General features: G+C 72.6%; 11 protein-coding genes. 3 read left to right on the forward strand and 8 right to left on the reverse strand.

Annotated features, from left to right (window positions below):
• Both C4V41_RS48705 and C4V41_RS48710 read right to left on the reverse strand, forming a co-directional pair.
• Positions 1–807, reverse strand: coding sequence for an ABC transporter permease (locus C4V41_RS48705; protein WP_103962884.1), 807 nt, complete (start codon positions 805–807; stop codon positions 1–3).
• Positions 804–1,763 carry an ATP-binding cassette domain-containing protein gene (locus tag C4V41_RS48710; RefSeq protein WP_103962885.1) on the reverse strand — a complete coding sequence of 320 codons (960 nt, stop codon included), beginning with the start codon at positions 1,761–1,763 and terminating at the stop codon, positions 804–806. The genes C4V41_RS48705 and C4V41_RS48710 overlap by 4 nt, the downstream gene beginning before the upstream one ends.
• A 160-nt stretch (positions 1,764–1,923) precedes the next feature.
• Between C4V41_RS48710 and C4V41_RS48715 the strand changes: the two genes are divergently transcribed.
• Positions 1,924–3,321 carry a serine hydrolase domain-containing protein gene (locus tag C4V41_RS48715; RefSeq protein ID WP_103962886.1) on the forward strand — a complete coding sequence of 466 codons (1,398 nt, stop codon included), beginning with the start codon at positions 1,924–1,926 and terminating at the stop codon, positions 3,319–3,321.
• Between the two features lie 132 nt (positions 3,322–3,453).
• Here the strand turns inward: C4V41_RS48715 and C4V41_RS48720 are convergent, their stop codons facing one another.
• The 3 genes from C4V41_RS48720 to C4V41_RS48730 form a co-directional block, all read right to left on the reverse strand.
• The gene (locus C4V41_RS48720; RefSeq protein WP_103963014.1) at positions 3,454–4,722 is read right to left on the reverse strand and encodes a M1 family metallopeptidase; all 1,269 of its coding nucleotides are present in this window, start codon (positions 4,720–4,722) and stop codon (positions 3,454–3,456) included.
• The gene (locus C4V41_RS48725; protein WP_103962887.1) at positions 4,719–8,555 is read right to left on the reverse strand and encodes a Pls/PosA family non-ribosomal peptide synthetase; all 3,837 of its coding nucleotides are present in this window, start codon (positions 8,553–8,555) and stop codon (positions 4,719–4,721) included. Before C4V41_RS48725 ends, C4V41_RS48720 begins: the two co-directional genes overlap by 4 nt.
• Before the next feature lie 157 nt (positions 8,556–8,712).
• Positions 8,713–9,345, reverse strand: coding sequence for a pyridoxamine 5'-phosphate oxidase family protein (locus tag C4V41_RS48730; RefSeq protein ID WP_103962888.1), 633 nt, complete (start codon positions 9,343–9,345; stop codon positions 8,713–8,715).
• Positions 9,346–9,416: 71 nt separating this feature from the next.
• Between C4V41_RS48730 and C4V41_RS48735 the strand changes: the two genes are divergently transcribed.
• Entirely contained in the window at positions 9,417–9,980 is a 564-nt protein-coding gene (locus C4V41_RS48735; RefSeq protein ID WP_103963015.1) for a DUF4291 domain-containing protein, read from the forward strand.
• Between the two features lie 51 nt (positions 9,981–10,031).
• Here C4V41_RS48735 and C4V41_RS48740 read toward each other — a convergent pair whose 3' ends face one another.
• The 3 genes from C4V41_RS48740 to C4V41_RS48750 all read right to left on the reverse strand — a co-directional run bounded on the left by C4V41_RS48740 (position 10,032) and on the right by C4V41_RS48750 (position 12,616).
• Positions 10,032–10,412 carry a hypothetical protein gene (locus C4V41_RS48740; RefSeq protein ID WP_103962889.1) on the reverse strand — a complete coding sequence of 127 codons (381 nt, stop codon included), beginning with the start codon at positions 10,410–10,412 and terminating at the stop codon, positions 10,032–10,034.
• A 151-nt stretch (positions 10,413–10,563) separates the two neighbouring features.
• Entirely contained in the window at positions 10,564–11,919 is a 1,356-nt protein-coding gene (locus C4V41_RS48745; protein WP_103962890.1) for a PepSY-associated TM helix domain-containing protein, read from the reverse strand.
• A 130-nt stretch (positions 11,920–12,049) separates the two neighbouring features.
• Positions 12,050–12,616, reverse strand: coding sequence for a hypothetical protein (locus C4V41_RS48750; RefSeq protein ID WP_146104071.1), 567 nt, complete (start codon positions 12,614–12,616; stop codon positions 12,050–12,052).
• 286 nt (positions 12,617–12,902) lie between these two features.
• Between C4V41_RS48750 and C4V41_RS48755 the strand changes: the two genes are divergently transcribed.
• The gene (locus C4V41_RS48755; protein WP_103962892.1) at positions 12,903–13,337 is read left to right on the forward strand and encodes a cupin domain-containing protein; all 435 of its coding nucleotides are present in this window, start codon (positions 12,903–12,905) and stop codon (positions 13,335–13,337) included.
• The last annotated feature ends 36 nt before the right edge of the window (positions 13,338–13,373 follow it).

Below are 13,373 nucleotides of genomic sequence, written 5' to 3' on the forward strand. Positions count from 1 at the left end.
TCAAGCCGCGTTCTTGCGGTAGGCGCGCATGGCCAGGGGAAAGAAGATCGCGACGACGGCCGCCATCCAGACCAGGGCGCCGGTCAGCGGGCCGGCGACCTCGCCGCCGTTCAGCAGGCCGCGTACGGTGTCGGCCATCAGGCTGACCGGGTTGACCTCCGACCAGACCCGCAGCCAGCCGGGCATGGTCTGGGCCGGGACGAACACGTTGCTGGCGAACGTGAGCGGCAGCACGAGGATGGTCATCAGCCCCTGGACCGACCCCGGAGTCCTGACCAGCATGCCGACGTAGACCGACAGCCACGAGAAGCTGAGGGCGAAGCCCAGCAGCAGCGCGACCGCCGCCAGCGTGGCCACCGGGCCGGTCTGGATCCGGTAGCCCATGATCAGCGCGAGCGTCAGCAGCACGGCCAGGGAGACCACATAGCGCACGATGTCGGCGAGCACCGCGCCCACCAGCGGCGCCGACCGGGCGATCGGCATGCTGCGGAACCGGTCGAACACGCCGGTGCCGGCGTCGGCGTTCAGTGAGACGCCGATGCCGATGCTGGCCTGGAAGACGGTCATGACCATGATCCCGGGCACGATCGTCCGCAGGTAACCGTCGATGTCGCCGCCGCCGATCGCGCCGCCGAAGAGGTAGACGAACATCAGCAGGAAGACGATCGGCGTCAGGATGACGTCGACGAGCTGGATCGGCGTCTTCAGCAGTTTGGTGACGCCCCGCCCGGCCAGGGCCAGGCCGTGCCGGGCGGCCTGGAGGGGGCTGACGCGCAGGGGGGTCGGCTCGGCGTACAGGGTGCTCATGCCGCGGTCCTTTCGGTGATGTCGTTCTTCTGTCCGGTGAGCGCCAGGAAGACCTCGTCGAGGCTGGGCAGGCGCAGGCCCAGCTCGTCGGCGGTGATGCCGGCCAGGTCCAGCCTTCTGACCAGCGCGGAGATCAGCATCGGGTCGGCGGCGGGGACGGTGAGCAGGCCGGTGTTCGGGTCGGCGGCGGGGCGCGCGCCGGTCAGGTCGCCGAGCATCCGGGCCACGGCGTCCGCGTCGGCGGTGACCGTGGGCCGCACGTGCAGGATCTGGCCGCCGATGCGCCGCTTCAGCTCGCCCGGGGTGCCCTCGGCGACCACCCGGCCGTGGTCGATCACGGTGATGCGGTCGGCCAGCTGGTCGGCCTCCTCCAGGTACTGGGTGGTGAGCAGCACAGTGGAGCCATCGGCGACCAGGCCGCGCACGATCTCCCACAGCTCGTTGCGGGTGTGCGGGTCGAGCCCGGTGGTCGGCTCGTCCAGGAACAGCACCTGCGGCCTGCCGACGAGGCTCGCCGCCAGGTCCAGCCGGCGGCGCATGCCTCCCGAGAACGTGCTGATCGGGCGGGTGGCGGCGTCGGTGAGCTCGAAGCGCTCCAGCAGCTCGGCGGCTCGCGCCCTGGCCTGCCGCTTCGACAAATTGAGCAGGCGGCCCAGCAGGATCAGGTTCTCCACGCCCGACAGGCTCTCGTCCACCGAGGCGTACTGCCCGGTGAGGCCGATCAGGGTGCGGACCCGCACCGGGTCCTTCAGCACGTCGTGGCCGCCGACCGTGGCCCGGCCGCCGTCGGGGCGCAGCAGGGTCGCGAGGATCCGCACCGTGGTGGTCTTGCCGGCGCCGTTCGGCCCCAGAACCCCCATGACCTTGCCGGCCGGCACCTCCAGGTCGACGCCGTCCAGCGCGGCCTTGTCCCCGTACCTCTTGATCAGGCCCTCGGCCTGGATCGCGTACGTCATCGTCACTCCTTCGCGGTTCTCGACGTCCCTGACAGTGCCGGGCCGCGCTGACAGGGCGCGGATTTCGCGCTGATGGCGCGTCTTTGTGCGCCGTCAGAGCGGTCTCAGCGGCGGCGGCCAGTGTTCGGGGTGCACACCAACGAGGCGAAAAGAGAAACCCATGTCGCAGGAGAAGCTGACCGCCGCCGTCGAGGCGCTGGCCGAGAAGTTCGGCATCCCCGGAGCCGCCGTCGGCGTGCTGGCGGGCGGCCGGGAGACCCACGCGTTCCACGGCGTGACGAGCGTCGCCGACCCGCTGCCGGTCGATGAGCGCACGCTGTTCCACCTGGCCTCGGTGACCAAGACCTTCACGGCGACCGCGCTGACGCGCCTGGCCGCGGAGGGGCGGGTGGACCTGGACGCGCCGGTACGCCGGTACGTCCCCGAGCTGAGGCTCGCCGACGAGGAGGCCGCGGCGCGGATCACCGTGTCGAACCTGCTCAACCACACCGCCGGCCTGGACTGGAACCTCATCGACACCGACGAGGGCGACGGCTCGCTGGTCGCGTTCGTGGCGAAGATGGCCGGGCTCACCCTGATCGCGCCGCCCGGCGCCCGGGCCTCCTACAGCCAGGCCGGCTACAACCTGGCCGGGCGGATCATCGAGCACGTCACCGGGCTGCCCTACGAGCGGGCCGTGGCCGCGCTGGTCCTGGAGCCGATCGGCCTGTCGAACACCTTCTTCGACCTGGACGAGGTCATGACCAGGCGGTTCGCCGTGGGGCACAACCGCGACGAGGACGGCACGCTGGTGCCCGCGCGCCCGTGGACGTCGTGGCGGGCCGGTTCGCACGGCAACAACCCCGGCGGCGGCATCGTGTCCTCGGTGAGCGACCTGCTGCGCTGGGCCCGCTTCCACCTCGGGGCCGGCGACGGCGTGCTGCCGGCCGAGGCGCTGCGCCGCATGCGGGAGCGGACGGTCGCGCTGCGGGCCAGCACGCTCGGCGACGGCATCGGCATCGGCTGGTTCCTGAAGGACGTGGACGGTGTCCGCACGATCGGGCACGCCGGGTCGGGCAACGGCCAGTTCGCCGAGCTGCTCATCGTGCCCGAGCGCGACTTCGCCGTCGTCTCCCTGGCCAACGCCGGGCCGGACGGCCACCCGTTCAACCAGGCGGTCGTCCGGTGGGTGCTCGAAGAGCATCTCGGCCTGGCCGAGCGGGACCCGGAGCCGATGCCGTACGACGAGGGGCGGGCGCGGGAGGTCGCCGGCCGCTACGAGATCGACGTCATGAACCTCGACCTCGCCACCGACGGGCTGGAGGTGACGCTCGGGGTCGGGATCAAGCCGGAGATCCGCCAGAGGTCGGACGCCGACATGCCCCCGGACCACCCGCCGGCCCGCATCGGGTTCCTGCCCGGCGACGAGTACATCATCGTCGAGGGCGGCCTGAAGGGGCAGCGCGGCTTCTTCACCCGCGACGACGACGGCGCGGTCACGGGCGTGGACCTCGCCGGGCGGCTCTTCACCCGGGCCACCGACCACGGTCAGGCCGGCAGGCGGCCCGTGGCGAGATAGCGGTCGATCTGCTCCGTGGCGCTGCGATTGCGCAGGCAGGCCGTCAGGGTTCGGTTCATGACCGGCCATGGTGCCGTTCCGGGCAGGCTTTCATGATCGGCCGAAAGGACGTACCGTGCTCGGCGGACGGCCCTAAAGGCGCGGCAGCGCCTTGTTGTGCAGCCAGGCCGACAGCAGCGGCCCGACCGGCTGCGCGGCGTAGCGCTGGACGTGCCCGGCGAAGTCGCGGGTGCCGACGGTGCCGTGCCGCCACCCGGCGGTCCAGTCGCGCAGCGCGGGGAAGAACACGTCGTCGCCCAGGGCCTGGCGCAGCGCGTGCAGGGTCAGCGCGCCGCGCTTGTAGACGCGGTCGTCGAACAGCACCGCCGGCCCGGGATCGGCCAGCACGAAGTCCTGCGGGAGCAGCGCGAGCCGCTGGTGCCAGCGGCTCGCGTGACCGTCGGCGGACAGGCCGCCCGACCCCTCCGACCACAGCCACTCGGCGTAGGTCGCGAAGCCCTCCTGCAGCCAGATGTCGCTCCAGCAGGCCACGGTGAGACTGTTGCCGAACCACTGGTGCGCCAGCTCGTGCGCGATCAGCCGTTCGGACCCGCGCACACCGTCGACATGGTTCCTGCCGAAGATCGACATGCCCTGTGCCTCGACCGGGATGTCCAGGTCGTCGTCGGCCACCACGACGGTGTAGCCCGCGAACGGGTAGGGCCCGAAGTGGTCGCCGAACAGTGCCATCATCTCGCCCTGCCGCCCGAAGTCGTGGCGCACGCGGGTGGCCAGCCGAGCCGGATGGGCCAGCCGGATGCCGTCGATGTCGGTGAGCTGGTAGCGCCCGATCTGCACGCTCGCCAGGTAGGTCGCCATCGGCTCGATCTGGTCGTAGATCCACGTCGTGGTCCCGGCCCCGCGCCGCCTGGCCACGAGCACGCCGTTCGCGATCACCTGGTACGGCGACGCGGTCGTCACGGAGATCCGGTAGGACGCCTTGTCATCCGGCCGGTCGTTGCACGGGAACCACGAAGGCGCCCCGATCGGCTGCCCGGCGACGAGCGCGCCGTCGGTCAGCTCCTCCCAGCCCAGCCCGCCCCACCGGCTCGGTACCGGTACGGGATTGCCCGAATAACGCACCTCGACCCCCGCGCGCGCCCCGGCGGGCAGCGGCCTGGGCAGCGTGAGGCGCAGCTTGCCCTGGCCGTGCGTGTAGCGGGTGCGCACGCCGTCCACGGTGACGCCCGCGACCCGGAACCGGCCGAGGTCGAGGTCGAGCACGCCGAGCGGCTCAGCGGCCGCCACGGTCAGCCGGGCCGTGCCGTCGATCCGGTTGGCCGGGACGCGGTAGGCCAGCCTCAGGTCGTAGTGCGTGACGCCGTACCGGTGGTCGCCGTGACCCGGAAAATACGGCGTCATCGCCACGCCGAGATGGGGTTGCCGAACCAGCGGGTGCGGGCCGGCACGTTCTCGCCGCGCATCACCAGAGAGGCCGGCCCGATCGTGGTGTCGGTGCCCACCCGGGCGGCCGGCAGCACCACACCGTGCGGGCCCAGCGTCGCGCCGTCGTCGAGGATGACCGTGTCCATGCTCATGACCCGGTCGTGGAAGAGATGTGTCTGCAGGACGCAGCCCCGGTTGACGCACGCGCCGTCGCCCAGGGTCACCAGGTCCGCCTCGGGCAGCCAGTACGTGTCACACGTGACCCCATGTCCAATGCGTGCCCCGAGCGAGCGCAGCCACACGTTCAGCGGCGCGGTTCCGAGCCACGGCTGCGCGAACCAGGGCGCCGCCAGCACCTCGACGAAGTTGTCCGCCAGCTCGTTGCGCCACACGAACGAGCTCCACAGCGGCTGGCTGCCCGCCTTGATGCGGCCGACCAGGGCCCACTTGGCGGCCGTCGCGACCGCCGCCGCGACCACGCCGGCGGCCGCCATGACCACGCCGCTCAGCGCGGCCGCCGCGGCGAAGCCGTAGCGTGCCGCGAGTGCCGCGAAGGCGGCGGCGACCAGGACGGCGAGCGCGACCGCGCACATGGCGGGCACCACGCGGAACGCCTCGACGAGGGCCCGCGCCGCCTTGTAGCGGATGGGCGGGTCGTAGGTGCGGTTGCGGTCGCCCTCCTCGGCGGTGCGGTGCAGCTTCATGGGCGGCATACCCACGTAGGAGGAGCCGGACTTGGCCTTCTTCGGGGTCGCCGACAGCACGCCGACCAGGCCGTCCTTGGGCACCTTGCGGCCGGGGGCGGTCATGCCGGAGTTGCCGAGGAAGGCGCGCTTGCCGATGCGCGCCTCCGCGATGTGCATCCAGCCGCCGTCGAGCTCGTACGGCGCCACCATCGTGTCGTCGGCGAGGAAGGCCCCGTCGCCGACCGACGTCATGGAGGGCAGCGCGAGGACCGTGGACAGTTCGACGCCGCGGCCCACCTTCATGCCGAGCGCCCGCAGCCAGGCGGGGGTCAGGACGCTGGCGTACAGGGGGAACAGCCAGACGCGGGCCGCGGCCATCAGCCGTCCCGTCGCCCACGCCTGCCACGCCTGGCGGCTGTGCACCGGGTGGTGCCCGGCGTGCAGGCCCAGGCCGAGCAGCCGCACGCTGACCAGCGTGACCAGGGCGAAGGCCGCCATTCCCGCGAGCGTCGCGAGGGGCACACCGGGCAGTGCGGACGTGAGGGCCGCGCCGAGCGTGCGCGCGTCGCGGGCGAACCAGGCCAGGATCGCCAGTCCGGCGCCGGCCGCGACCACCGGCAGCAGGCTGAGCACGACGGCGGTGACGCCGTAGAGCGCCGCCCACAGCCGGGAGCGGGCGGCCCGCTCATCGGGGCGCGTCCGACGCGACTTGCCCTGCCTGAACGCCGGCGCGCCGGCCCAGAGGGCGCCAGCGGGCACGTTGCCCACGACCGCAGATCCGGGCGCCACCTGGGCGTTCTTGCCGATGCGCGCGCCGGGCAGCAGCGTGGCGCGGGAGCCGACGGTGGCGCCGGCGCCGATCCGGATCTCGCCGATGTGCAGGAGGTCGCCGTCGTACCAGTGGCCGCTGAGGTCCACCTCCTGCTCGACCGACGCGCCCCTGCCCACCCTGAGCAGCCCGGTGACGGGCGGGGGCGAGTGCAGGTCGGCGTCCGCGCCCACCTGAGCGCCGAGCAGGCGGGCGTACCAGGTCATCCAGGGCGCGCTGGCCAGGTCGGGGACGCCGAGCCTGGCCGCGAACTGCTCGGCGAACCACAGTCTCAGGTGTACGCCGCCACCGCGCGGGTGGCTGCCGGGCTTGACGCCGCGCAGCAGCGACCTGGCGAGCACGGCCGACAGGCTCATCCGGCCCATCGGGGTGATGAACACGAGCGCGCCGAGCGCCACCCACCACCAGGACAGGGCGGGCGCCCACGCCGGCGCGAGCAGGTTGCCGAGCGCGGCCAGCGGCACGATCCAGCGCATCGCGCCGACGGTGAGCAGCGGGATCATGAGCAGCGTCTGGGCCAGCGCGGCCCGCCGGGGCATGGGGACCACGGGCGGCCGGGCGGGCTCGGGCTCGCCCCTGGCGGTCAGGAGCCCCGCCAGGCCGGCCAGGGTCGGCTGCGCGTACACGTCGCCGACCGCGATGTCCGGATAGTCGGGGCGCAACACGGAGACCAGCCGGGCCGCGGCCAGGCTGGTGCCGCCGGCGGCGAAGAAGTCGGCGCCGGGGCCGTCGGGCGCGACGCCCAGGATGGCGGTCCAGCGCTCGGCCAGCAGTTCTTCAGTGGGGCTCAGCCCGTCGAGCGGCGTGGTCTGCTCGGTCAGCGGCCAGGGCAGCGCGTCGCGGTCGATCTTGCCCGAGGTCCTGGTCGGGAGCGACTCGACGGGCGCCAGGCGCGGCACCAGGGCCGCGGGCAGCGAGTCGGCGAGCAGGTCACGCGCCTCGTCCGTGTCGAAGCCGGGGCCGGTGACGATGTATCCGACGAGCACCTGGTGCCCGCCGCCCGCGGTGCGGACGGCGGCGGCCGCGCCGGTGACGCCGGGCAGCGCCTGCAGCGCGGCGTCCACCTCGCCCAGCTCGATCCGGCGCCCGCCCAGTTTCACCTGGTCGTCGGCCCGGCCGACGAAGACGAGGCCCTCGGGGTCGGCCCGCACCAGGTCACCGCTGCGGTAGGCGCGTTCCCAGCCCAGCGACGGCAGCGGCGCGTACTTCTCGGCGTCCTTGACCGGGTCGAGGTAGCGGGCCAGGCCCACGCCCCCGATGACCAGCTCGCCGGTCTCCCCCATGTCGACCGGCTCGCCCGAGCCGCCGACCACCGCCAGGTCCCATCCGTCGAGGGGCAGGCCGATGCGTACGGGCTGGTCGCCGGTGAGCCGCGCGGCGGAGGCCACCACGGTCGCCTCGGTGGGCCCGTAGGTGTTCCACACCTCCCGACCCGGTACGGCCAGCCGCTCGGCCAGCTCGGGCGGGCACGCCTCGCCGCCGAAGATGAGCAGCCTGATCCCGCCGAGGTGCTCGGCGGGCCAGAGCGCGGCCAGCGTCGGAACGGTCGAGACGACCGTGATGCCCCTTTCGGCCAGCCAGGGGCCGAGGTCCATCCCGGTGCGCACGAGGCATCGGGGCGCGGGCACGAGGCAGGCGCCGTGCCGCCAGGCCAGCCACATCTCCTCGCACGAGGCGTCGAAGGCCACCGACAGCCCGGCCAGCACCCGGTCGCCGGGGCCGAGCGGGCGTTCCCGCAGGAAGAGTTCCGCTTCGGCGTCGGCGAACGCGGCCGCGGAGCGGTGCGTCACCGCGACGCCCTTCGGCTTGCCGGTGGAGCCGGAGGTGAAGATGATCCAGGCGTCGTCGCCGGGACCGGGCGGGCCCCCATCGTTCTTGCCTTCGAGCACGGTCAGCTTGTCGGTGATGACGGCGTGCACGCCGGCCTCGGTGAACACAAGCTCGGCGCGCTCGTCGGGGTCGTCGGCGTCCACCGGCACGTAGGCGGCACCGGCCGCGAGCACGGCGAGGATGGAGACGTAGAGCTCGGCGGTGCCCGACACGACGCGCACGCCCACCCGGGCGCCGCGGCCGATCCCGGCCTCCGCCAGCTCGGCGGCCACCCGGTCGACCTCGGCGCGCAGGGCGCGGTAGCCGAGGGACACGGTGCCGTCGTCGAGCGCGGGCGCCTCAGGATGCAGGCGTACGCTTTCGTCGAGAATGTCGAGCAACGTACGGGGTGACGGCGCCAGCAGGCCCGCGGGATAGACCGCGGCGGCGGTTCTGGGCTTTAACCCGGTCGTGTCGGTACGCAAACGCTGCTCCCTGTGTCAGGCGGGCGGTCTCCGTGCGCAGCATTCGTACCATCCGCCACCGTGGTGGCCCTTCATGCCACCCCGTCCCCAACGACCCCAGTGGCCGATCGTATTCCGCTCCACCTTCCGCCAGGCGTCAGCGTACGCCCGTCCGGTGTCAGTAACGGTTCATCTTCGAGTCCAGGGCCAGCCCCGCGTCGATCACCTTCGCCGGCACCCCCTTGATGCCCATCTGGTCCTTGGCGATCTGCCCGAGGGTGGGCAGGCTCTTGCGGTCCGGCCAGGTCTCGGGCTTCCACAGGGAGGCGCGCAGGAACGCCTTGGCGCAGTGCATGTACAGCTCTTCGACGTCGATGAGGATCGCCAGCCGGGGCCGCTTGTTCTGGACCACCAGGTCGTCGAAGAACGGCGCGTCCGACACGAGCGTCGCGCGCCCGTTCACCCGCAGGGTCTCGTTCATGCCGGGCACGATGAACAGCAGCCCGGCGTGGGGGTTGCGCAGCACGTTGCGGAGGCTGTCGAGCCGCTGGTTGCCCGGCCGGTCGGCGAGCACGAGGCGGTGGTCGTCGAGCACCAGCACCGACCCGGCGGGGTCGCCCCGGGGTGAGACGTCGCAGGTCCCGTCCGAGTTCGAGGTCGCTAGGAGGACGAACGGGGAGTGGGCGATGATCGTGCGCGCGTGGGCGTCGATCCGGGCGATGTCCTTGTCCCAGATGGTCTGCGGCGGCTCTTTCACGATCGCGCGGAGCTCGGCCTCGGTCGCCACCGTACGGATCTCAGAAGGATTCATAAGGAAAGGCTAACCTTAGTCGAAGGAAATCCGTTCGCGGCGGCCGTGGCGCGGATGGCAGGGTGCCGGGCATGGCGCCCCAGTATCAGATTCGTGCCGACCACGACGCTCGCACGATCGTGGTCTACCAGGCGTACTCCCCCGCCATCGCCGACGCGGCGCTGCGGGCGGGACGGTTCGTCGCGCCGTTCTCGTTCCGGCGCATGACGTGGATCAAGCCCTCGTTCCTGTGGCTGATGCACCGCAGCAACTGGGCCCGCAAGCCCGGCCAGGAGCGCGTGCTCGCGGTGCGGATGACCCGGGAGGGCTGGGAGGAGGCGCTGTCCCAGGCCGTGCCGACGACCGCCGACCCGGAGGACGTGGCGCGGGCGGCCGTGCACGTGCAGTGGGACCCGGAGCGCTCCCCGCGCGGAGCGGCGCTGAACCACTACAGCATCCAGGTCGGCATCGGCCGCCACTTGATCCGTACGTTCGCCGACGAGTGGATCGTCGGTCTCGCCGACCTCACCCCGCAGGTGCGCAAGGCCGCGGCGCTGGTCCAGGGCGGCCGGGCCGCGCAGGCGCAGCGGCTGTTCCCGCCGGAGCGCGTCTACGCGCTGCCCCCGGCGCTGGAGGATCGCCTGGCGCCCCGATGAGACGCGCCGGCCCGCACCGGCCCCCAAGGTCGGTGCGGGCCCCGAGCGGGGTCAGGCCGGGCAGTTCGCCTTCTTCTTGGTGATGACCACCTTGTCCGGCATGGAGTTGTCGATCTTCTTCTTGCCGCTGGTCCGCGGGTTGACCGAGAAGCACTTCCAGAAGAAGTCGTGGTTCTGTTTCACGAACTTCAGCTCGATCCAGCGCTTCTGGTTGCAGTGGTTGTTGAAGTACACGGTGGTGGAGACGTTGCCGTCGCCCCAGGAGGCGTTGATCCTCTTGCCTCTCGGCGACGTACAGGCGGCGGAGGCCCGGTGGACGCTCTGCGTCTGGGCCACGGAGGTGTGCGAAGACTGGGCGGACGCGGTCGACGGAACGGTCAGCAGCGCGAAGGCGGCGCCGAATCCGGCCACCGCGGGGACGAGCTTCCTCATGATCCTTCTCCTGTCTCGGTGCGTACGGCCCCGGCCCGCTCTCGTGCCGCCGGGGCTCGCTCCCCACGCTCACCGGCGGCCCCGGCGGACGGCAAGGGATCTTTGTCCGGCGTCCGTCCAGCAATCTTTGGACGGACGCCGGACAATGGATTCACCGAGGTCCGGCGGCCCTGCGCCCCAGGAGAAGGTCGATCACGAGGAACACCAGCAGGCTGATCCCCATCAACGGCAGGAAGATCCCCACGCCCACGGCGAGCAGCGCCAGCAGCCCCACCGGCGTCCGGCCCACCTGCCGCCAGGCGCCCCGCGCGGGTGCCACGGCCAGGCCGCCGGCGGCGGGGCGGCGGCGCCACCACATCCGGTAGCCGAGCACGATCAGCGTGATGAGCCCGGCGGCCACCCCCATGAGCACGATCTGGTTCGCCAGGCCGAACAGCAGGCCCATGTGCCCGTCGATGCCCCAGCGGGTCAGCTTGGCGGCCAGCGGGAAGTCGGCGAAGCGCAGTTCGCCGCTCACCTGGCCGGTGGCGGAGTCGACCGCGACCTGGTCCAGGCGCACCGGCCACTGCTTGTCGATCTCCTTCACCACGTAGGCGCCGCCGGACTCGGCCGGCCAGACGATCTCCAGCGGGCCGGACAGCCCCTTGCCCGCGGCCGTCTGGGCGACGCGGTCGACGCTGATCGCGGAGGTGGTCTCCTGCTGGTGGGCGCCCGGGGTGTGCGCGGCGTGGTCGCCGGCCGACGTGGAGATCGCCGGGGTCGACCAGCCGAGGGCGGTACGCAGGTCGTCGACGTTCTCGCCGGCGTACTTGGACCAGGTCAGACCGGTGGCGGACAGGAAGAGCAGGCCGAGCACCACCCACACGCCGACCGAGCCGTGCCAGGACATGGTGCGCCGCAGGCCCGTGGTGCCGCGTTCGGGCAGGAACCGCCGCCGGCGCCCGGTCGCCCACAGCACCAGCCCGCCGAGGGCCACCACCCAGAGCCAGCTCGCCGCCAGCTCGCTGTAGATCCGTCCGGGCTCGCCCAGGTGCAGGTGGCGGTGCAGGTTCGAGATCCACGCCCGTACGGGGAGCGCGCCGGAGCTGCCGTAGCTCTCCAGCCTCCCGCGTACCTGGGCGGTGTGCGGATCGACGAAGACGGCCAGCTTGGTGCTCTCGGCCAGGCCGGGCACGTCGAGCAGCACCCTGGTGCTCTGCCCGGCCTCGACGCCGGGCTGTACCGCGCTGACCTTGCCCTGCGGCTGCGCCGCCCGCGCCGCCGCGACCTGCTGGGTCAGGGGCAGCCGGGCCTGGCCGGCCGGTGCGGTCAGCTCGTGCTGGTAGACGAGTTTCTCGATCTGGAACGAGGCCGCGTACAGCAGCCCGGTGGTCGCGGCGACCAGGAGGAAGGGGGCGATGAGGAGCCCGGCGTAGAAGTGCAGCCGCAGCACGAGGGGGCGCAGGCCCGCCCGGCGCGGCGCGCCGGGCTCCGTCACGGGGGTGGGCGGGACGTCGATGGAGGTCATGAAGGCGTTTCTCCGTTCAGCGAGAGCGCGGAAGCGCGACGTCTCGGAAGACAGCTCGAAAGCGCGCCGCCGCGGAAAAGGCGGCCGCGCGGGAACGACCGCGCGACGAGACCGCGCGGCCCGAAACCGATCAGCTAACGGAGAAAGAGAGCGGCGGCCCACGCCGGGACACGCACGCGGCGAACGGCGACCGCCGCCGCCACACGGGGGCGGCCCAGGCGACCGCGTGCCTGGCCACGGCCGGTACGCCGGCCACGACGAGCAGCGCGACCCAGAACCCGGCCAGCACCGCGACGGCCAGGTGCAGCAGCATCGCCAGGCCCGATTCGCCCCGCGACAGCCACCACGCGGACCCGACCGCGGCCACCGCGTGGACCAGCAGCATCCCGAGCCCGATCCCGAGCCCGCCGGCGTGCCCGTGCGGGTTCTGCGCCATCACGGACGGCAGGGTGCCGCCGAACAGGTGGTGCATGCCGTACTCGGCGGCGAAGCACGCGCCCAGCAGCACGTTCATGCCGCGCGGGCGGCCACCGAGCAGGTACGCGCCCGCCCAGGCCACCGCCAGCGCGACGGCCATCCGCCCAAGGTGCACGACCGTGCCCCCGGCCAGCACGTGCAGGGCCGCCGACACCAGCACGCACGCCCCCGCGAACGAGGAGGCACGCAACGCGCGCCAGAGAGGTCGGCCGACATGCACCCGGCAATAGTGCCATATGCCCCGATCTTCCCTGGGCTGTTTCGGCGATCACCCCACCCGTACGGGCCGGTCCGCCGCTGAGACGCACGTCACATCCGGCTTCCTGTCACAACCGGCCGGGGCTACCCGGTCATGTGGGAGGAGAGCCACGACCTCACCGCCGGAGATGACACATGTCGCGACCCGTCCCCGGTTTCACCGACGTCGGGCTGCGCGACACACCGATACCCACTCTGATCAGCAACGGCCACCAAGAACCGCCCGTACATCTCACGAAGGAAGCCTGATGAGCACCGATCACAACCACCACCTCGACAACCCCGACAAGAGCGGCCCGCCGCCGAAGCTCGACGTGGTCGCCACCGTGCCGGGCGCGCCGCCCGCGCCGGCGGGGGCCGAGGCGATGACGATCCTGGTCACCCTGCCGCCGAACAGCCCTGGCGCGCCGCCGCACCGGCACTCCGGCCCCGCGTTCGGGTACGTGATCAAGGGCGCCATCGACTTCGAGCTCGAAGGCGACCCCGTGCGGGTGGTCCGGGCCGGTGAGGCGTTCTGGGAGCCCGGCGGGGACGTGATCCACTACCAGGACGGCAACCACTTCGCGGACGAGGAGTCGGCGTTCGTGGTGACGATGTTCTGCGCGCCCGGGCAGCCGATGCTGACCGTGGTCGAGCCGGAGGAGCTGGAAGCCCGCCGGGATCGCCGCGCGCCGCGGGCGTGAAGACGAAAGGCGGGAACCGGGAATCGGTTCCCGCCT

This window comes from Nonomuraea solani (genome assembly GCF_900108335.1).
Taxonomy (GTDB): Bacteria; Actinomycetota; Actinomycetes; order Streptosporangiales; family Streptosporangiaceae; genus Nonomuraea; species Nonomuraea solani.

What these genes read in the sequence shown, in the direction of transcription:
- C4V41_RS48740 (WP_103962889.1), bottom strand. Translation starts at nt 10,412, where the DNA reads ATGAGGAAGCTCGTCCCCGCGGTGGCCGGATTCGGCGCCGCCTTCGCG.
- C4V41_RS48715 (WP_103962886.1), top strand. Translation starts at nt 1,924, where the DNA reads ATGTCGCAGGAGAAGCTGACCGCCGCCGTCGAGGCGCTGGCCGAGAAG.
- C4V41_RS48730 (WP_103962888.1), bottom strand. Translation starts at nt 9,345, where the DNA reads ATGAATCCTTCTGAGATCCGTACGGTGGCGACCGAGGCCGAGCTCCGC.
- C4V41_RS48710 (WP_103962885.1), bottom strand. Translation starts at nt 1,763, where the DNA reads ATGACGTACGCGATCCAGGCCGAGGGCCTGATCAAGAGGTACGGGGAC.
- C4V41_RS48755 (WP_103962892.1), top strand. Translation starts at nt 12,903, where the DNA reads ATGAGCACCGATCACAACCACCACCTCGACAACCCCGACAAGAGCGGC.
- C4V41_RS48735 (WP_103963015.1), top strand. Translation starts at nt 9,417, where the DNA reads ATGGCGCCCCAGTATCAGATTCGTGCCGACCACGACGCTCGCACGATC.
- C4V41_RS48745 (WP_103962890.1), bottom strand. Translation starts at nt 11,919, where the DNA reads ATGACCTCCATCGACGTCCCGCCCACCCCCGTGACGGAGCCCGGCGCG.
- C4V41_RS48720 (WP_103963014.1), bottom strand. Translation starts at nt 4,722, where the DNA reads ATGACGCCGTATTTTCCGGGTCACGGCGACCACCGGTACGGCGTCACG.
- C4V41_RS48705 (WP_103962884.1), bottom strand. Translation starts at nt 807, where the DNA reads ATGAGCACCCTGTACGCCGAGCCGACCCCCCTGCGCGTCAGCCCCCTC.